Raw genomic sequence first — 19,967 nt, 5'->3', positions numbered from 1 at the left:
AATTATTTACAATTTTCGTTGTAATCTATAATCACTTCTTCTACAATTTCCGGAACATTAGACATAACATCATCAATCTGGCTTTTGATTAACCTGCCAAGGCCGGATCTTTTCTTTTCATCATTCTTCAGCGAAGCATAAGTACCACTGGTCATTTTACCTTTTGCATAACTACAGTCTGCGATAATTATTTTAGCTTTAGCGAAGGTAAGTTCTTCAATTTTGCCTCCTTTTTTGCTGTAGATATAAGATGGATGTTCTCTCATTCTCTTGGTTTCTGCATCAGCCGCCGCAATCTGGCTGGTTCCGGCTGAAAAAGTGGTAGGGTAACCGTATAATTTATATACTTTGATTTTTCCGTCTGTTACAATTTCAGCAAACTGTGTACTTTTTGTAAGGTTATTGAAGGCTTTGAGGTTACCGCTTAAGCCTCCTGTTGCAGTATTGAAACCTTCTTTCGTATTCGTGTATTTGATATTTTCGAAGTGTCTTTCAATATTGTTATTATCAATGGCCACATATTCTTTGATATCATCAGTGTCAAGTGTTTTGAACTTCTGCTTCTTTTTAGATTTATCAATATCAGATACGGCAACAAATTTTACTTTCTTCTGATTGTCCCAAGGAGACATGGCATCTCCGTTAAGTCTTACGATTCCTTCGACTTTTTTGCCGCTTTTATCGATAATATAGCCATATCTTTCATCCCCTCTTAATTCGTAATCCGTATTGTTATCTTCCTGCGCATAAGCATTAAAAGAAACCAGTGCAAACAGGCTTAAAGCCAGTACTTTTTTCATGGAGTTAAAGTTTTATTTTTTGCAAATATAATCTTTTTTGAAAAGGAAAAGGCAGGAAGCTGGAAGCTGGAAGAGGGATGTTATTTTAGTTTATATAAACAGAGGAAGTATGTGAAAAAATAATACCTGATTGTAATATTGTATTTATCCTTGTTATTGAACCTTATTCACTTTTGATGAAATAGATTATCATAACTTCCAGCTTTCAAGAAATATAAAGACCCGGAAAATCCGGGCCTTTATATTTCTTGAAATTATTGATATCTCTGATGTTCTTTACTTTTCGAGAATCTTTTCGTTATGGGTTTGAACAGTGCTTTGTATTTTTCTGCATCAAATAATTGTGAATCAGTTAGCGCTTTATAGGTCATCCATACTCCAAAAGGAAGAAGAATAAGATTAGGAAGCCAGGCAGCTAAATAAGGATTCATTTTACCACTCCAGGAGACATTTTCCACTCCAACATTGATCACATAGAAAATGATGAAAATAACAATGGCTATAATGACCGGAAGTCCCATTCCTCCTTTTCTGATGATAGAGCCCAAACTTGCTCCAATCAGAAAGAAAATAAGACAGGTTACCGAATAAGAGATGTATCTCTGCTGATAAATAACAACTTTACTGAAGTATTTTACATTGGTACTGAACTCATTTTTTTTAGCATCCAGAGTAGATTTAAGATTATCAAGCCTGTTGTAGGAGTTATAAATCATCTCAAGCTTCTTGTCATTTTTTACCGTATCCATTTTTATCTGTGCTTTGGGAGCAACTTTAGGCTTATTAGCCTGGTCCATGTAAGCCACGAGACTATTGGTTTGATTTAGCACATCAGTTCCTATGCTTTTAAAGAACACTGCATTTTCCTTTTTACTGGTAGCAATAGTGGTGTTAAGTTCATTATAAGTTTGGAAACGGTAGTCATCCGTGATCTGCTCTTTTTCGATGGCTTTGTTGATGAGCTCACTGATGTCAAAGTGATTCACTAATGTATCGAACTTAATCGCCTGATCAGGTTGTTTTTTTCTTACATCTTCTCCTTTTCCTGCAAAACTGTCTTCAAATACATATCCATTATAAAGAATAAGTTTTAGAAAGTTCTTATTGGCTGCCGGCACAAATTTTCCTTTTTCAGCTACAACAGATTGTTGGTTTTCGTATGTATTGGCCTTTTTATGAACGAATACTCCTTCAATATTTTCTCCGTTCTCCCCATAGATTTTATCAAATTTCACCAGATATCCGGGAATCTGATCAATGAACTGTCCTGGAGTAAAGTTGATCGCTGGTTTTGTTTGGGCAATATTGAAAAGCATATTCTTTGCCTTTCTCTGAAAATCAGGAATAATATTGTTGGAAAAGAAAAACAGCATGATGGCAAGAATCGTTGTAATTCCCAGTAGAGGAGTCATTACCCTGGTAAGAGGAATTCCGGCAGCCTTCATAGCTGCAAGCTCATACCGTTCTCCGAATTCTCCGAATGACATAATACTTGCCAAAAGGATGGTAAGCGGTAGAACCATACTGATAACGTTCACCCCAAGATAAAAAAGAAGTTTCAGGATCTGCCAATAGCTTAATCCTTTTCCCATAAACTGTCCTAATTGAACCCAGATAATGTTTACAATGAAAATGAAAAACAATACGCTGAATATAAAGAAAAACGGTCCAAAGAAGGTTTTTATGATATATCTGTCTAGTATTTTTAACATGCGCCAAAATTAATCAAAAAGCCGCAAACTTGCGGCTTTTATATTTTGTTATTTTTTTTTGAAGTAAAATTCCTAAAAGGTAAATTTACCTTTTTGATTATCAACTTTTAAAGTTCAGTAATGACGTAGTTTTTGAATTTATTCTTGTCAAAAACGAACATATTAGGATCGAGATCCTGATTCTCTTTGTATTCTTTGATCGCAATCACAGCAACATCTTTATTATTTCCATGCTGTTCCAGCTTTACCATTTGCTTTTTCGCAGAATCTACAAAAAGATATACAAATTGAATTCCGTTTGCCTTTACTGGTGTAAGTTTTATAAAATCTGTGTTCACTCCATTTACTGTTTTCTTACCATTATAAGTTACATTGTATTCATTTCTGTAATTAGTAAGGTAATTAATAGGGGAGAACATAGCACTGCTTCCGTTAGGTTTTGCAATGGTTACTTCCATATCATCAGCGTTGATATTATAGATTTTATTTCCATCGAAGATTTGTTCAGTATCCATAATCTTCAGTTTGTATTTATCTCCGGCGGCATAATAAATACCAGGTTCTGTTTTGTTCACCTGCCCATTTAATCCGCTTCCAAAAGAAAATTTGAAGTAAGAATTCTTTTTAGAATTGTAATTGGCTGTAATGTCATCCAATATCTTTTTAGCTTTTGCGTCTATTTTCTGAGCATTAGCCATACCTACTGCACCTACTACAAAACTTCCCAATATAACTTTTGAAATAATATTCTTCATTTTTCTTATTTAATAATCTTTAGATAATTTTAAAATTTCAAGGGTGAAACAATAGCGCTTTTTCCCTGTATTGATGCTATTCTTCCAAAAACTGTTCCAAAAAAAACACTTTCAGTACAGTTATCTTATCTCCGGTCTTTCAATGTACTTATCAAAGTTTTCCGGCAGGATATTAGTAATGGTTAATTTATTAGAAGTAATGGTGGGTTCAATTTTTATAACTTTAGTATGTTCATTAATTTCAACCGTATGTTTACTTCTCATATTCACCATATCTATGTGGAGTGCTGTAAACTCATGGTTTCCATTTTCTAAATTAACAATAACATATTCTCTTGGTCTGATTTGTCCCAGAGATTTACCATCCAGCCCAATATTTAATCTTGCTGTATTGTCCATTTTATGAAGAACTCCGGCACCGTTATAAATAAGTACTTTACCATTTCCCAAAGTATTATTGTCAATGACCTCTAGTTTTACAGAAGTATAGTCACTGGGAACGGATCGTAAAGCACATGAAGATAAGGTAAGAGTGCATGCAAAAAGACCCAGTTTGGTGATTTGCTGTATTGAAATTTTCATGATTATTTTTGAATTGAATATAATTTATATTATTCGGGCATATTTAAACAAATATGCCCGAAATTGATTTTTTTGAATTACTTTTTTTTAGGATGGATTAGCTTCTCAAATCTTCAAGAAACTGTTCCAAAGAATGAAGGTCACTAATCAAAACTTCTCTTGCTTTAGCTCCGTTGAACCCACCTACAATACCGCTTGCTTCTAGCTGGTCCATGATTCTTCCAGCTCTGTTGTATCCAAGTTTCAATTGTCTTTGAAGCATAGATGTAGATCCTTGCTGAGTAGAAACAATAATTCTTGCTGCATCTTCAAATAATGCATCTTTTTCATTAGGATCAAAAGAACCAGCAGCAGAACTGTTTGCGTCTTCTGAAACATATTCTGGTAAAAGGAAAGCTGATGAATATCCTTTCTGTTCTCCAATGAATTCTGCAAGTCTTTCCACTTCTGGAGTATCTACAAATGCACATTGAAGTCTTAATATTTCATTTCCATTGAAATAAAGCATATCTCCTTTACCAATCAGCTGATCTGCTCCAGGAGAGTCAAGAATTGTTCTTGAATCTACACTTGAAATTACTCTAAAGGCTGCTCTTGCAGGGAAGTTAGCTTTAATCATACCTGTAATTACATTTACAGAGGGTCTCTGTGTAGCTACTATAAGGTGAATTCCCACGGCTCTTGCCAGCTGTGCCAAACGGGCGATCGGTAATTCAACCTCTTTTCCAGCCGTCATGATTAAGTCTGCAAACTCATCTACCACCAACACAATATAAGGAAGGAAGCGATGGCCATTTTCAGGATTTAATTTTCTTTCTGCAAACTTTTTGTTGTATTCTTTAAGGTTTTTACAGAATGCATTTTTAAGAAGATCATATCTCGTATCCATCTCAATACACAGAGAGTTCAGGGTATTGATTACTTTATTGGTATCAGTGATGATGGCTTCTTCTGCATCTGGTAACTTGGCTAAATAATGTCTTTCAATTTTTGAATATAAAGAAAGTTCCACTTTTTTAGGGTCAACCATGACGAATTTTAGTTCACTTGGATGCTTCTTGTAGAGTAGGGAAGTAAGGATGGCATTGATCCCTACAGATTTACCTTGCCCTGTTGCTCCCGCCATCAATAAGTGAGGCATTTTGGAAAGGTCAGCCATAAATATTTCGTTGGAAATCGTTTTTCCGAAAACTACCGGAAGATCCATATCCGTATTCTGGAATTTATGAGAGGCAATTACTGAACGCATAGAAACCATGGTAGGATTTTTTCTTGGTACTTCGATACCAATTGTTCCTTTACCTGGCATTGGTGCAATAATTCTGATTCCCAAAGCAGAAAGGTTCAGGGCGATATCATCCTGTAGTTTTTTAATCGCTGCAACACGAATTCCCGCTTCCGGTACAATCTCATATAAAGTAACTGTAGGACCGATGGTTGCTTTGATCTCTGCAATTCCTACATTGAAATTTTTCAGAAGTCCAACGATCTTATTTTTATTTTCCTCTAACTCTTCTTTGTTGATGGAAATTTCCTCACTTCCATAATCTTTTAATAGCTCAACAGGCGGCATCTGGAAATTAGCCAGATCCAATTTGTGATCATATAAACCATGCTTTTCTATAAGCTCCTGAGATTTTTTATCAGAATCATCCAAAACATCAATTACTGGAGCTACTTCTACATTAAATTTAATGTTTTCCTGTGCAGGCGCTGGAGTTACAGGAACTGCAGGAGCAGGGGTAGCCACAGGGACAGAAGGTCTGACATCAAACGCTTCCTCTGGACTTGAAACAGGAATTGTTGGTTTTGAAGAAAGATTTAAGCTTACAGGTTGAGAAACCTCCTGTGGCTCATTGTCAAATGAAGTATGATTAGGAGTTGTAATGGCTTCAATAGCACTTGTTGCCGGAACTTCGGGAAATCCTTTTGGAATATTTATAGGTTCTGGTTCTTTAAATTTGTTGATAGTGCCATTGGAAGCAGGAGGCGTCACATCACTTACTGTAACATTAGGGGTAAATTCTTCTTTAATTTCTGTTTCCTCAATTTCTTCTTTTAAATCTTCATCAGCCTCAAAGTCTTCATCAGAATCAGGCATCATAGATTTTACTTTTCCAATAGTATTTTCATTGATCTTAGTCAGCTTTGCTTTGATAGAGCTTGGACGAAGATTGAATTCAAGAATGAAATATAGCAGGATACTGGCAGCCAACACAGTCCATAATCCTACAGATCCAATAATGGCATATAAGTAATCCATGATCTGGTATCCGTAAACACCACCCAGAACTCCTTGTCCTTTTGTAAGTGCTCCCATAAAAATTGGAAGCCAGCAGATGAAAAACAGGGAATGGCCAATTGTTTTCCATGGTTTGAAGATCTTCTTTTTAAGGATCAGGGTTCCAACAACCAGAAATAAAAATGCTATAATAAATGAGGCGATACCAATGCTTTCAAATATAAAAATGTTCCCAAACCAATCTCCGGCTTTGCCAAAAATGTTTGAAGATTTTATACTTTTGTCCAGCATGGTTCCTGCCTGACTTTGGTCTGCCTTCCAGTTCATTAAATAAGAAATGAATGATAGGGCGAGAACCGCAGAGAACAGTATAAAAGTAAGCCCGAAAAATATACGCGGCTTAGATAAAATTCTGCCTTTTTCAGGCGATTCAGTCGGTTTTTTTTGTGTCTTTTTATCCATAAATATCAATGAGGCAAATTTAATGTTTTTTCAATACGAAAAAGAATCTTTTTTCTTCAAAAAACATTTTGTAATACCACTTTTTACTGCGATTGTTTTAAGTTGATTTGAAAATATTTTGTGCCAGAAATATTGGTTGAAATAAAAGTAAGGTTATTTTTATAGTTAATCCAAATACAGTGCTGTTAAATTATATTAATTGACCAGTATTTCTTTATAATATTTCTAGAATAACATCAGCTTTGAATTTATAATTTACAAGAAAAAATAATTATTTCAGTCATATTTTTATCTTAAAATTGAAAAAAAAAGTTATCATGTCTAAAGAAATAGTAACAGTTTCAATTTATTTTTCATCAATTTCCATATTCCTTACTTCTTAGCAAATTGGAAACTTGTTACTCGATTTGCTGATTTGAAAAAACAGATACAAACATTAAAACTAGATCAATGAGAAAAGGACTGCTCTTTGCGTCTTGTTTGATAATTGTATGTTATGAGCAATATTCGGATGGTATCAAGAGTGGCAAGTCCTTATCAATATCAAAAATCCATATTCAGGAGTGATTTGTTATGTACAGTGAGCAAAATAATGGTAGTTGATGGGTTGAAATGGAGTTATTGGAAATAGATAATGTTTAAATAAATAGGAAAATGCTGAAAATATACTCTCAGTATTTTTAATGGCACAATATTGATAAAAACAATTGCTTTTTTTGATGTTCTGATACCAACGTGTGCATTTTGTTGTTTTTTTACTATTTTTTTAATGATAAAAATTATTAATTTTTATTCTCGAATTGATTTAAATTTAAATTAATTGTATTGATAAAAAGTAAATAATTTTGCATAGTATTGAAAAATTATATTTAATATTTTCTTATCATTTCTTAGTGAATTAGTATTGTTTTCTGACATAATATGGTAATTATTTAATATTTTTAATAAATAATCATTGTTTTATTAAAAAACAAGATATATCTTTGCTGTCAATATTAATAATTGCTGAACTTTTAAATACAGTAGTAAGATTAATGGCTATTGATCATATTTTAATTTTTAATACATAAAGTGAAATATTTATCATTAGTAGAAAAACACAATTTAACACAAATGGGAAAAAATAAACAATTATGGACAATAAATGCCTTGCTATTGCCAGCACTATGCTAGTATATACTGACTAAATTCAATATAATTTACCAAGACTGAAAATTAGAACAAAAAGGAAATTAGGTTTTAATAGACTTGATATTTACCTATACTTTTTGTGATTAATTGTACTTCTTTATTGGAGTACAGAGGTATCTTATTGGTTATATGTTCTAATCCCTACTTGATCATATAATAATTATCAAAATAAACACAACAATTGAAAAAAATCAACAAATGAAAAAGCTATTTTTTTTAGCCCCAATGTTATTAAATATTATTGCTTGGGGTCAGGTAGCCCCAGGTGGTGTTAGCCAAAACCTAGAATTTTGGTACAAAGCAGATCAGGGGTTCTCCGGTTCCCGATGGGATGATTCTTCATTGAAAGGAGTGCCTTTGGTCCAGTCGCAATCTCATCCGACTCCGGTACTGTCTACCACTTCAGCCCCGCAGCGTAACTTTAATCCTTCAGTGGGATTTTCCCAGGTTTCTAGTTACAGTATATTATTCAGAAATCAAAATGTTTTGCCTACCCCTTATGTGGCCGGACAAACCCAGGGTTCTTTTTATGCTGTGGCCAGACCTAAAGTAATAGATGGTAATTGGCAGACTGTATGGGATATGAAAGATAATGGGAGTAATTTAACCCTTGACAGAAAATGGACTTTCTGGAATAACGGATATTTTAATAATGCAGGAAATACAAATGATCCTGCGTTGCAACCCAATGTTAACACCATACAGATAGCAACGATACACTTTGCTTATCAGCAAAAATCTTCTTTTGAAGTAAATGGGTATTGGGCAAACGGTAATGCAAATGCGAGCGGCCTTGGGAATGGTTTTTATACAGTGGGAAATCAAAACCCGAATGGGAATGTTGAGCCATGGAGAGGAGATATTTCAGAGAACTTTGGATACTCAAAAAAACTCACTGGCACTGATCTGGAAAAAGTAAATACATATCTCGCTATTAAATACGGAATCACGCTTAAAGACAATAATGGGCTGTATGATTACAGAAGAAGTGATGGAACTGCCATATGGAGTGGTGCTACTGTCAATTCTGCTTATCACAACAATGTGGCAGGGGTAGGAAGAGATAATGCTTCTGCATTAAACCAGAAACAAGCTAATTCTGTAAACGATGGTCAGCAGGTAGTTATTTCAGTAAATGATTTTGTAACAAATGACAATGCGGCTAATGGGGGAAGTATTCCTAATTTACAGTTTCTAACCTGGGGAGATAATGGACAAAGCAGATCTTATGGAACAAGAATTACGGCTCCGTCAGGGATTATAGCCAACAAAAGAATGAACGCAATTTGGAAAATTCAACGTACTTCTGAATTTAATCAAAATGTAACGGTTGCACTTCCGAATGCTGTACCTGCTAACACTATATATATGGTAAGATCTGTAGATGAAGTTTTTGATTCTTCAGATACGTGGATCCCAATGAGTGTAACAACGGTAGGTGGAATAAGCTATGTACGTACACCTAATACTATAGACTTTTCTGTTAAAGGTGAGTATTTTACGTTTGCAATGGCAGAAGCTTCTCCTGGTGGTGTTAGTGAAAATTTAGAATTTTGGTATAAAGCAGATCAGGGATTCTCCGGTGCTCAATGGGATGATTCTTCATTAAAAGGAGTGCCTTTGGTCCAGTCGCAATCTCATCCGACTCCGGTACTGTCTAACACTTCTGCCCCTCAGCGTAACTTTAATCCTTCAGTGGGATTTTCTCAGGGTACTAATTACAGCATATTATTCAGAAGTCAAAATGTTTTGCCTACTCCTTATGTAGCTGGACAAACTCAGGGCTCTTTTTATGCTGTGGCCAGACCTAAAGTAATAGATGGTAATTGGCAGACTGTATGGGATATGAAAGATAATGGGAGTAATTTAACCCTTGACAGAAAATGGACTTTCTGGAATAACGGATATTTTAATAATGCAGGAAATACAAATGATCCTGCGTTGCAACCCAGTGTTAACACCATACAGATAGCAACGATACACTTTACTTATCAGCAAAGATCTTCTTTTGAAGTAAATGGGTATTGGGCAAACGGTAATGCAAATGCGAGCGGCCTTGGGAATGGTTTTTATACAGTGGGAAATCAAAACCCGAATGGGAATGTTGAGCCTTGGAGAGGAGATATTTCAGAGAACTTTGGATACTCAAAAAAACTTATTGGAACTGATCTGGAAAAAGTGAATACGTATCTCGGTATTAAATACGGAATAACGCTTAAAGACAATAATGGGCTGTATGATTACAGAAGAAGTGATGGAATTGCCATATGGAATGGTACTACTGTCAATTCTGGTTATCACAATAATGTGGCAGGGATAGGAAGAGATATTGCCTCTGCATTGAACCAGAAACAAGCTAATTCTGTAAACAGTGGTCAACAGGTTGTTATTTCAGCGGGAGACTTTATAACAAATGATAATATTGCAAACAGTACAAATATGGTCAATTTACAATTTTTAACCTGGGGAGATAATGGACAAAGCAGAGCTTACGGAACAAGAATTACAGCGCCGTCAGGGATTATTGCAACTAAAAGAATGAATGCGATTTGGAAAATACAACGTACTTCTGAATTTAACCAAAATGTAACAGTTGCACTTCCGAATGCTGTACCTGCTAACACTATATATATGGTAAGATCTGTAGATGAAGTTTTTGATTCTTCAGATACGTGGATCCCAATGAGTGTAACAACGGTAGGTGGAATAAGCTATGTACGTACACCCAATACTATAGATTTTTCTGTTAAAGGTGAGTATTTCACATTTGCAATGGGAGATAATAATAGTTATTGTACCAAAGATCCAGCAACAGGAACGCCTACAGGATTTACTAAAATAGGAATCACTGGACAAACGAGTATTCAAAACGGATGGCCCGGAAATATTCCTAACGGATTTATCGCTCTTGAATCTAAAAACAAAGGAATGGTAATCACCAGAACTACTTCAGCAAATATTGCAATACCGGTGGAAGGAATGTTGATCTATGATACTACAGACAAGTGCTTTAAATTGTATAATGGTACTGTATGGAAATGTATTACCAGATCTTGTAATGACTAGGATTTTCAATAATGATTTTTAAAAAAACAAAATGAAAAAAAATATTCTAATAATAATGCTGTTTTATACAGGGATGATCTCAGCACAGATTGCCATTGAGAAACCTCAGGTAGATGGAGATGGTCTTTTGGATTTTGCTGCTAACACAACAAAAGGTATTTTATTACCCATTGTAGAAACGCTTCCTACCAATGCTGTTGCGGGAACTCTTGTAATGGATAAAAATGATAAAACAATAAAAATGAATGTGGAATCTTCCTGGGTGTTTTTAAGTGATGAAGGTTCTATTACGAGTGCTGTTTTTAATACCAATGAAGAAATTCCAGGACAAAATAGAATTATCATGGGGGCGAGTACTACAACTGCTCCGGGAGTTTTGGTATTGGAGTCCTCAAAAAAGGCACTTATTTTACCTAAAGTAGCGGCCCCTCATACCGTTGTCAAAAGTCCATATCCAGGAATGATCTGTTATGATACGGTGAGTAAAACAATGGCTGTATTTGATGGATTGAAATGGAGTTATTGGAAATAAAAGAATGTAAGACCGAAGGAATACCCTTCGGTTTTTTATTTTTCAATCTTTATATGTTTTTGAACTAGTTCAAAGGATAGGTATTTAAGATGTGATAATTTTGCGCCATAAAATAGAATCAATGAAAAATATATTGAAAAGGACGTTAATCTTTTGTCTGGTTTTACTATCACTACTATCAATGAACGCACAACAAAAAAGAAAAATGGAAAATACTGCATTATTAATTATCGACGTACAGAATGATTACTTTCCCGGAGGAAAAATGACATTAGAAGGAGCTGAACAGGCAGGTAGAAACGCTCAACAGGTTTTAGGATATTTCAGGAAAAATAATCTTCCTGTAATCCATATCCGCCATATTTCAACCAATGAGGGAGCTTCTTTCTTTTTGCCAGAAACTTCAGGAGCAGAAATACATCCTTTGGTTTTCCCTTTAGCTAATGAGATGATCATTGAAAAACATTTTCCTAACAGTTTCAGAGAAACAGATCTTTTAAAATATCTGCAATCAAAAAACATTAAAAACCTTATTATTACAGGAATGATGACAGATGTCTGTGTAGAATCTACAACAAGAGCCGCTTTTGATTTTGGTTTTAAGAACACGATTATTGGAGATGCTACAGCAACAAGAGATCGGGAACTTAATGGCTATACCATAAAAGCCTCAGAAGTTCAGCAGTCTTTCCTTGCGGGAATATCTGCACTGGACGGCCTTTATGCAAATATTATCAATACAGAGAATTTTTTTAAAGGAAAATAAAGTTCACCAATTCATTAATGAATAAAGATATCAGGAATATGGTATCTTTATTTTTGTTAAATTATATTATGTTCAAACAGCTTTATGACAATATCAGTCGTTATATTGATCTTTCTGAGGGCGAATTCAGTCAATTTGCCGGGCCTTTCCAATTAAAAAGTTTTAAAAAGAAAGAGATAGTTATGAAGGAAGGGGAATATTGTCTTTTTGAAGGTTTTGTTCTGAATGGATGTTTCAAAATCTATTACCTGAATGAAAGTGGATTTGAGCAGACCCTCTATTTTGCAGTAGAAGGATGGTGGATTACAGATATTGACAGCCTTATTAATGATGTTCCAAGTATTTTAAATATTGAAGCCCTTATGGATAGTAAGGTACTAATGATCTCAAAAAAAGATAAGGAACACCTTTATGAAACAATGCCTCAGGCTGAAAAGCTTTTCAGGATCATGAATCAGCGGTCATCAGTGGCATTGCAGAGACGAATTCTTTCTTTAACAGGGAAAACGGCAGATAAAAGATATCTTGAATTTCTTGATAAATATCCTGGTCTTGAGCAGAAGCTTACCCAGCAACAGGTGGCATCCTATCTTGGAATTACCCATGAGTTTTTAAGCAAAATCAGGAAAAAAATATCTCTGAAAAAATAAATGAGTAACTGATTGTTTTTAGGTGAAAACTGTTGGTAAATATTTGAACATATTTTTCTATTTTGAAATAAAAAGTAATACTATGAAATAGAAGTTTTCAATCTCTAGTATAGGTATTATAAATCCTTATTCCTTCGGGGTTAGAAATTGATTTTTTCTTAATAATTTTAATATTATTAAGAATGGTTCAAAATAAGACTAATGGGGCTCAAAATGACAAAAAACAGCTTTTTTTCAGCTCTTTATGGTTTATCATCCTTATTTTTGCATGTCAAGTACATATCAACATGAAGAAGCTCCAAGATATTATTATCTCAACCAGGACAATGGCTGTATTGTTACTGGTTTATGCATTCGCAATGGCCTATGCAACGTTCTTAGAAAACGACTACGGAACTCCTACAGCAAAAGCATTAATTTATGAGGCGAAATGGTTTGAACTCATTATGGTGCTGCTTATCGTTAACTTCATAGGCAATATCGGAAGATACAGACTGTGGAAAAAGGATAAATGGCCGGTTTTGGTTTTTCACCTTGCCTTTGTATTCATTTTTATTGGTGGTGCCATCACAAGATACATCAGTTTTGAAGGGACCATGCACATCAGAGAAGGGGAAACATCCAATGAAATCGTAACGGATAAAAACTTTCTTAAAATCCAGATCGAGGAAAAAGGAGATGTCCTAAACTACCAGGATATTCCTTACCTGATGTCTCCACTTCACAAAGATCTTAATGCTACTTACGATTTCCACGGAAAAGAAGTAAAGATCTTCGCAAAAGAATATATTCAGAGAAAAAAAGACAGTTTACTGGCTGATCCTAACGGAACTGAATACCTTCACTTAGTTTCTACAGGAACAACAGGAAGACAAAATATTTATATCAAAGCAGGAGATACAAAATCCATTAACGGAACTTTGGTAACTTTCAACAGAGCCATTGATGGAGCTGTTGAATTCAAAAATGAAGGGGGTAAATTATTCATCAAAACTCCAGTAGACGCAAGTTACATGACCATGGCAACACAGGCTACCGGAAATACTGTAAAAGATGAATTCCAGCCTTTAGCATTGAGAAGTTTATACAGCATCAATGAGCTAAAGCTTGTAGTACCTGAAGGTCTTAAAAAAGGAAAACTAATGGCTATTGAAGGGGACAGAAAGAAAGATGCTGCCGTTCCGGATATGCTTCAGATTGAATTGCAAGGGCCAAAAACAAAACAACTGGTTGATCTTTCCGTTGAAAAAGGAAATCCAAATGCTTACAAGCAAATTACGATGGACGGGTTAAACATTATGGTTGGATTCGGGCCTAAAGTTTATAACACTCCTTTCGCATTGAAATTAGATGATTTCGTGATGGAAACGTACCCGGGAAGTAATTCTCCAAGTGCTTACGAAAGTCACGTGAAAATTGTTGATGAAGGAAAAGAAACTCCTTATAAAATCTATATGAACCATGTTCTAAACTATAAAGGTTACCGTTTTTTCCAGTCAAGTTTTGATCCGGACAGAATGGGAACTGTATTATCTGTAAACCACGATTACTGGGGAACTTTAATTTCTTATATCGGATACGGTCTTTTATTCTTAGGAATGTTTGTGATCTTCTTCTGGAAAGGAACCCACTTCTGGAAATTAAATAAAATGCTGAAAGACGTTAATAAAAAGAAAGCTGCAGCAGTACTTTTATTATTCTTAAGCTTAGGGTTAAATGCTCAGAAAATTGAAACACATGGAACTACTGACGGAAGCAGAGATCATGTACATGTAGAAGGTGACGGGCATACACACGCAGCACCGGTTCCTGAAGCTAAAACAACGAGCCAGGATAGCGAAATAAAACAAAACTCATTAGCCTCTCCAATGGGGAAAATGAGAACCATTTCAGCTGATGAAATTATTTCGAGAAATAAGATCAGCAAAGAGCACGCAGAGAAATTCGGTTACCTTTTGGTTCAGAACTTTGAAGGACGAATCATTCCAATGAATACGCAAGCTTTAGAAGTTTTAAGAAAACTTTACAAGCATGACAGCTTCAAAGGAACAGACGGAAAATCTCTGGATGCTAACCAATGGTTCCTTTCAATCAATACAGATACAGAAAGCTGGACATCAGTTCCTTTAATCAAAGTTGATGAAAAAGGAGGAAAAGCACTTCTTGAAAAAACAAAAGCCAATGAAGAAGGCTATACTTCTTTACTGAATTTATTCCCGGTAGATAAGAGAACAGGAATGTTAACTTATATTCTGGAAAAAGACTATAACACAGCTTTCGCCAAAAAACCGGGAGACCAGTCTGAATACGACAAGCAGGTAATTAAACTTAATGAAAGAGTTCAGATTTTCAATGAATTTTTCAGTGGTCAGTTCTTAAGAATTGTTCCTGTGAAAAATGATGCAAACCATACTTGGCACTCTTGGCTGGATCAGAAATTTGAACCGGACATGGAGTCTCAGCAGGTAATGGGCCCTTATTTTTCAGAAGTTATCGGAGCGCAGAGATCAGGAAACTGGAGCAAAGCAGACTCTGAATTGGTAAAACTTTCAGACTATCAGAAAAAATGGGGGAAAGCCGTAATTCCAGATCAGTCTAAAGTAGATCTTGAAGTATTCATGAACAATGTGAATATCAACTTCAAATTATTGATTTTTTATACCATTATTGGAGGTCTTCTTTTAATTTTAGGTTTTGTTGAGCTGTTCAAGCCTAATAAAACTTTAAACAAAGTCATTAAAACAATTATTGCTATTGGGGCTGTAGGATATGTATTCCATTTCCTGGGGCTTATAGCAAGATGGTATATTTCAGGACATGCGCCTTGGAGTAATGGATATGAAGCTATTATTTTCATCTCATGGGTAGGTATTTCAGCAGGTTTTGCATTGTATAGAAATGCAAATGCTTTGATTCCTGCATCAGGATTCATGGTAGCGGTAATTATGATGGGATTTGCGCACGGAGGTTCAGCACTTGATCCACAGATCACACCGCTGGTTCCGGTATTGAAATCTTACTGGTTGATCGTTCACGTGGCTATTATTGTATCTAGTTATGGTTTCTTTGCCCTGTCCATGATTATTGCGGTGCTATCTTTGGTGTTCTATATTATTTCAAGCAAAGAAACTTATAAAATTCACCACGATACAACCTTGAAAGAACTGGTAATTGTTTCTGAAATGTCATTAACAATTGGTCTTTTTGCTTTAACAGTTGGAAACTTCCTTGGAGGAATCTGGGCTAATGAATCTTGGGGTAGATACTGGAGCTGGGACCCGAAAGAAACTTGGGCTTTCATTTCCATTATGGTGTACGCTTTCGTACTACACATGAGATTGGTTCCTGGATTAAGAAGCAGATGGGCATTCCATGTAGCAACCATGTTTGCTTTCTGTTCAATGGTAATGACTTACTTTGGGGTAAATTACTACCTGAGCGGACTTCACTCTTACGCAGCAGGAGATCCGGTACCAGTACCAGCTTGGGTATACATCGGAATCGCTACAATGATAACTTTGGCTGCTTTATCTTATTTCAAGTTTAAAGCTTTAACGAAGAAATAATCTTTTAGAACATACAACTCAAAATCCCGGAATTCACTTTCCGGGATTTTTTTTGCCTAAAGTGAAAGTTTATGTATACATATAAAGTCAATAATGAAATAATACAGAGGCATATTTCTGAGTTTGTTTTTTAACGCCAGGTTCGCAAGGAAAATGATAAAGTACGTTTTAAATTTTATGTTCGCAGCGGCACTTCGTTTAGCGAAGAATATCTTAGCTGAATGAAACGCCTTTGCGCTCCTTTACATTATAAAAATAGTAAAATCCTTTGCTTTTATACTGGGATTACAGTAGAACATTAAAAAACGAATAATCCTACATAAATCCCAACCACATACCCGCAACCATTAAAAAAATCAAAATTTATCATTCAGAATCCAAAAATTACTGCTACCTTTATGATATCAAAATAATATCAAATTAAAAATTCAATCATGGAAAAAACATTAAAACCTATGTCGGGTTATCTTACATTAGTGATCTGTCTGATACTTTTTGTTGCTGCAGCTTACTTCTTTATTAGCGGAGTAGATCAAAGTATTACGTTTGTTGTTATTGCAATGCTTTGCTTCCTGCTGGCCTGCTTTTTCTTAAAAGGACTGATGATTATCCAGCCTAACCACTCAAGAGTATTGAACTTCTTTGGAAAGTATGTAGGAACAGTAAAAGATAATGGACTCTTCTTTATCAATCCTCTGTACTCCTCTCAGAAAATGTCATTACGTTCAGAAAATCTACAGGGACAGACGCTGAAAGTAAATGATAAAATGGGAAATCCTATTGAAATTGCAGTGGTCATTGTATGGAAAGTAGGAGATACGTATAAAGCTGCTTTTGATGTTGAGCGCTATTCAGACTTTGTAAGAATGCAAAGTGAAGCGGCAGTGCGTCATTTGGCAATGAGTTTCCCTTATGATAATCTTGAAGATGATCATGCTCCTATCACATTAAGAGAGGGCGGAGATAAGATTAATGCTATTTTGGAACAGGAACTTACAGACCGTCTTTCAAAAGCAGGAATCGTAATTCAGGAAGCAAGAATTTCCCACTTAGCGTATGCTTCTGAAATTGCCGGAGCGATGCTTCAGAGACAGCAGGCTACAGCGATTGTGGCAGCCAGAACAAAAATTGTTGAAGGAGCAGTAGGGATGGTAGATCTTGCCCTGAAAAAACTTTCTGAAGAGAATATCGTTGAGCTTGACGATGAAAGAAAAGCAGCAATGGTAAGCAACCTAATGGTGGTACTTTGTGGTGAAAAAGCGGCAACCCCCATACTGAATGCAGGAACGCTGTATAATTAATTAAAATAATCAAGAATTTCAGATTCACCAAAGCTGTAAATCTGCAAATAATCCAATGCATCTTGCATCAAAAACAAGAATAAATGAAATCAGAAAAAGCTCAGAACACTTCGGAAAACAAAGGCAAAAAATCCTTTGTCTTAAGGATAGATGAGTCTACCTATAAACTCCTAGAGAAATGGGCCAATGATGAATTCAGAAGTGTAAATGGTCAGATTGAATATTTGCTTCATCAGAGTCTTGTTAACTCAGGAAGAAAGAAAAAAGAGTAGCTGGTAGATAAAAATGGAGAATAGAAAGACTTTTCAAACCATTTTCAAGCCAATAAAAAGAGTGTAAACAGGCCTGATAGATGAAAAAAATATTATTTTAAGGCACTTTGTTTGTCAATAAAACATTTAATTAACCTTAACCTTAAAAAGAAAGCAGAGAAAATTTTCTCTGCTTTTTTATTTTATACAACTCTGAAGCGTATCTGCTCCAAAGTAGAAGATTACGAGCCAAATCAAGCCTTTAATGGTAAAGAAAGCAAACCCTGCCCATCCCACACGCTTGAACCACTTTTTAAACTTTGAGTTATTTTCTTGTGAATTTTCCATTGGTGATTATCAAAAAGATTACGCTACAAAGATAAGCATGTTTATAATTAGTCCAAATAAATAACAGATTAAAAAATTAAAGTTTTGAGGTTCGCATAATATTTTTATCTTTAGAGAGAACGAAAAGTAAGATTTTATGTCAAAAAAAGTAAAGGATTTCGGAATCGAAAAAACACTCAAAAACCTTGGTATTAAAGAAGAGAATAAAGGGACTTCAGTGGGCGGTAAATATTTCGCTTCAGGAAAAACGATTGAAAGCGTATCTCCTGCAGACGGGAAATTAATTGCAAAAGTAAAGACTTCCGGAGAAAGTGATTATGACAAAGTAATTGAAACGGCTCAAAAGGCATTTCAGGAATTCAGGCTGATCCCGGCTCCTAAGAGAGGAGAGATCGTAAGACAGCTTGGTTTAAAGTTAAGAGAATATAAAGATGATCTTGGAAAACTTGTTTCTTACGAAATGGGTAAATCTTTGCAGGAAGGACTTGGAGAAGTACAGGAAATGATTGATATCTGTGATTTTGCCGTAGGACTTTCAAGACAGCTTCAGGGATATACCATGCATTCGGAAAGACCTGGTCACAGAATGTACGAGCAATATCATCCGCTTGGGGTAGTGGGAATCATCACTGCATTCAACTTCCCGGTAGCAGTATGGTCTTGGAATACGGCTTTAGCTTGGATCTGTGGTAACGTTACCATCTGGAAGCCATCAGAAAAAACTCCACTTTGTGCTATTGCATGTCAGAATATTATGAATGAAGTGTTGAAAGAGAACAACCTTTCAGAAGGAATTTCAAGTGTATTGGTAGCAGACCACGAAATCGGGCAGAAATTAGTAGACGATAAGAGAGTAGCATTAGTATCTTTCACTGGTTCTACAAGAGTAGGAAGAATGGTTTCTTCTAAAGTAGCAGAAAGATTCGGGAAATCTATCCTTGAATTAGGAGGTAACAATGCGATTATCATTACTAAAGAAGCGGATCTTAACATGTCTATCATCGGAGCGGTATTCGGAGCGGTAGGAACTGCAGGACAAAGATGTACTTCTACAAGAAGACTGATTATCCACGAAGATGTATATGATGAAGTAAAAACAAGATTGGTAAAAGCTTACGGACAATTGAAGATCGGAAATCCATTGGATGAAACCAATCATGTTGGACCACTAATTGACGTTGATGCTGTCAATCAATATCAGGAATCTATCAAAAAATGTAAAAAAGAAGGTGGGAAGTTTGTTGTTGAAGGCGGCGTTTTATCTGGAAAAGATTACGAATCCGGATGCTATGTTAAGCCTTGCGTTGCTGAAGTGAAGAACTCTTATGAGATTGTTCAGCATGAAACGTTTGCGCCAATTTTATATTTAATCAAATACAAAACATTAGAAGAGGCGATCGCTATTCAGAATGATGTTCCACAAGGATTATCGTCTGCTATCATGACCCAAAACCTAAGAGAAGCAGAATTATTCCTTTCTCATGCAGGTTCAGATTGTGGTATTGCGAACGTTAATATTGGTACTTCAGGTGCTGAGATCGGAGGAGCTTTCGGAGGTGAAAAAGAAACCGGAGGAGGAAGAGAGTCTGGGTCAGATGCCTGGAAATATTATATGAGAAGACAAACCAATACTATAAATTACACTGCACAACTTCCTTTAGCACAAGGAATTAAATTTGATTTATAAAAGCTTTACTTCAAGCGACCAAAAAACTATAAAAAACTTAATAACCTGAATGATTA

14 protein-coding genes are annotated in these 19,967 nt (G+C 35.4%); 8 read left to right on the top strand and 6 right to left on the bottom strand.

Going from position 1 to position 19,967, the window contains the following annotated elements; translation table 11 throughout:
- Positions 1 to 2: 2 nt before the first annotated feature.
- The 5 genes from AC3HD6_RS11270 to AC3HD6_RS11250 all read right to left on the bottom strand — a co-directional run bounded on the left by AC3HD6_RS11270 (position 3) and on the right by AC3HD6_RS11250 (position 6,553).
- Positions 3 to 800 (bottom strand): hypothetical protein, encoded by a 798-nt coding sequence (locus AC3HD6_RS11270; RefSeq protein ID WP_488896423.1) that lies wholly within the window; start codon positions 798 to 800, stop codon positions 3 to 5.
- Positions 801 to 1,054: 254 nt separating this feature from the next.
- A complete protein-coding gene (locus AC3HD6_RS11265; protein WP_488896422.1) occupies positions 1,055 to 2,512 on the bottom strand; it encodes an LptF/LptG family permease in 1,458 nt (485 codons plus the stop codon).
- 107 nt (positions 2,513 to 2,619) lie between these two features.
- On the bottom strand, positions 2,620 to 3,267 hold the full coding sequence (gene lolA1, locus AC3HD6_RS11260) for an outer membrane lipoprotein periplasmic chaperone LolA1 (RefSeq protein ID WP_068943150.1): 648 nt from the start codon (positions 3,265 to 3,267) through the stop codon (positions 2,620 to 2,622).
- A 120-nt stretch (positions 3,268 to 3,387) separates the two neighbouring features.
- A complete protein-coding gene (locus tag AC3HD6_RS11255) occupies positions 3,388 to 3,849 on the bottom strand; it encodes a hypothetical protein (protein ID WP_488896421.1) in 462 nt (153 codons plus the stop codon).
- 97 nt (positions 3,850 to 3,946) lie between these two features.
- Entirely contained in the window at positions 3,947 to 6,553 is a 2,607-nt protein-coding gene (locus AC3HD6_RS11250) for an FtsK/SpoIIIE family DNA translocase (RefSeq protein WP_488896420.1), read from the bottom strand.
- 1,389 nt (positions 6,554 to 7,942) lie between these two features.
- Here AC3HD6_RS11250 and AC3HD6_RS11245 point away from each other — a divergent pair.
- From AC3HD6_RS11245 to AC3HD6_RS11215, 7 genes are all read left to right on the top strand, one after another.
- On the top strand, positions 7,943 to 10,810 hold the full coding sequence (locus AC3HD6_RS11245) for a DUF8202 domain-containing protein (protein ID WP_488896419.1): 2,868 nt from the start codon (positions 7,943 to 7,945) through the stop codon (positions 10,808 to 10,810).
- Positions 10,811 to 10,841: 31 nt separating this feature from the next.
- On the top strand, positions 10,842 to 11,342 hold the full coding sequence (locus tag AC3HD6_RS11240) for a hypothetical protein (protein WP_488896418.1): 501 nt from the start codon (positions 10,842 to 10,844) through the stop codon (positions 11,340 to 11,342).
- A gap of 121 nt (positions 11,343 to 11,463) precedes the next feature.
- The gene (locus AC3HD6_RS11235) at positions 11,464 to 12,108 is read left to right on the top strand and encodes a cysteine hydrolase family protein (RefSeq protein WP_488896417.1); all 645 of its coding nucleotides are present in this window, start codon (positions 11,464 to 11,466) and stop codon (positions 12,106 to 12,108) included.
- A gap of 68 nt (positions 12,109 to 12,176) precedes the next feature.
- Positions 12,177 to 12,758 carry a Crp/Fnr family transcriptional regulator gene (locus tag AC3HD6_RS11230; RefSeq protein WP_488896416.1) on the top strand — a complete coding sequence of 194 codons (582 nt, stop codon included), beginning with the start codon at positions 12,177 to 12,179 and terminating at the stop codon, positions 12,756 to 12,758.
- A 287-nt stretch (positions 12,759 to 13,045) separates the two neighbouring features.
- Positions 13,046 to 16,324: a cytochrome c biogenesis protein gene (locus AC3HD6_RS11225; protein ID WP_488896415.1), complete on the top strand. Its 3,279-nt coding sequence runs from the start codon at positions 13,046 to 13,048 to the stop codon at positions 16,322 to 16,324.
- Positions 16,325 to 16,758: 434 nt separating this feature from the next.
- The gene (locus AC3HD6_RS11220; protein ID WP_488896414.1) at positions 16,759 to 17,625 is read left to right on the top strand and encodes an SPFH domain-containing protein; all 867 of its coding nucleotides are present in this window, start codon (positions 16,759 to 16,761) and stop codon (positions 17,623 to 17,625) included.
- Positions 17,626 to 17,708: 83 nt separating this feature from the next.
- A complete protein-coding gene (locus tag AC3HD6_RS11215; RefSeq protein ID WP_068943158.1) occupies positions 17,709 to 17,897 on the top strand; it encodes a type II toxin-antitoxin system antitoxin in 189 nt (62 codons plus the stop codon).
- A 177-nt stretch (positions 17,898 to 18,074) separates the two neighbouring features.
- On the opposite strand, the gene AC3HD6_RS11210 is transcribed toward AC3HD6_RS11215, so the two are convergent.
- Positions 18,075 to 18,224, bottom strand: coding sequence for a histidine kinase (locus AC3HD6_RS11210; protein WP_045496381.1), 150 nt, complete (start codon positions 18,222 to 18,224; stop codon positions 18,075 to 18,077).
- Positions 18,225 to 18,360: 136 nt separating this feature from the next.
- On the opposite strand from AC3HD6_RS11210, the gene amaB reads away from it, so the two are divergent.
- Complete coding sequence (gene amaB / locus AC3HD6_RS11205; protein ID WP_045496383.1) at positions 18,361 to 19,911, top strand: L-piperidine-6-carboxylate dehydrogenase; 1,551 nt, start codon at positions 18,361 to 18,363, stop codon at positions 19,909 to 19,911.
- The last annotated feature ends 56 nt before the right edge of the window (positions 19,912 to 19,967 follow it).

The sequence above is a fragment of the Chryseobacterium sp. II3a genome (genome assembly GCF_057815135.1).
The sequence above is the reverse complement of the archived record's forward strand: the minus strand, read 5'-3'. Positions and strand labels throughout refer to the sequence as shown.

What these genes read in the sequence shown, in the direction of transcription:
- AC3HD6_RS11230 (WP_488896416.1), top strand. Translation starts at nt 12,177, where the DNA reads ATGTTCAAACAGCTTTATGACAATATCAGTCGTTATATTGATCTTTCT.
- AC3HD6_RS11220 (WP_488896414.1), top strand. Translation starts at nt 16,759, where the DNA reads ATGGAAAAAACATTAAAACCTATGTCGGGTTATCTTACATTAGTGATC.
- AC3HD6_RS11250 (WP_488896420.1), bottom strand. Translation starts at nt 6,553, where the DNA reads ATGGATAAAAAGACACAAAAAAAACCGACTGAATCGCCTGAAAAAGGC.
- lolA1 (WP_068943150.1), bottom strand. Translation starts at nt 3,267, where the DNA reads ATGAAGAATATTATTTCAAAAGTTATATTGGGAAGTTTTGTAGTAGGT.
- AC3HD6_RS11225 (WP_488896415.1), top strand. Translation starts at nt 13,046, where the DNA reads ATGAAGAAGCTCCAAGATATTATTATCTCAACCAGGACAATGGCTGTA.
- AC3HD6_RS11215 (WP_068943158.1), top strand. Translation starts at nt 17,709, where the DNA reads ATGAAATCAGAAAAAGCTCAGAACACTTCGGAAAACAAAGGCAAAAAA.
- amaB (WP_045496383.1), top strand. Translation starts at nt 18,361, where the DNA reads ATGTCAAAAAAAGTAAAGGATTTCGGAATCGAAAAAACACTCAAAAAC.
- AC3HD6_RS11240 (WP_488896418.1), top strand. Translation starts at nt 10,842, where the DNA reads ATGAAAAAAAATATTCTAATAATAATGCTGTTTTATACAGGGATGATC.
- AC3HD6_RS11255 (WP_488896421.1), bottom strand. Translation starts at nt 3,849, where the DNA reads ATGAAAATTTCAATACAGCAAATCACCAAACTGGGTCTTTTTGCATGC.
- AC3HD6_RS11245 (WP_488896419.1), top strand. Translation starts at nt 7,943, where the DNA reads ATGAAAAAGCTATTTTTTTTAGCCCCAATGTTATTAAATATTATTGCT.
- AC3HD6_RS11265 (WP_488896422.1), bottom strand. Translation starts at nt 2,512, where the DNA reads ATGTTAAAAATACTAGACAGATATATCATAAAAACCTTCTTTGGACCG.
- AC3HD6_RS11235 (WP_488896417.1), top strand. Translation starts at nt 11,464, where the DNA reads ATGAAAAATATATTGAAAAGGACGTTAATCTTTTGTCTGGTTTTACTA.
- AC3HD6_RS11270 (WP_488896423.1), bottom strand. Translation starts at nt 800, where the DNA reads ATGAAAAAAGTACTGGCTTTAAGCCTGTTTGCACTGGTTTCTTTTAAT.
- AC3HD6_RS11210 (WP_045496381.1), bottom strand. Translation starts at nt 18,224, where the DNA reads ATGGAAAATTCACAAGAAAATAACTCAAAGTTTAAAAAGTGGTTCAAG.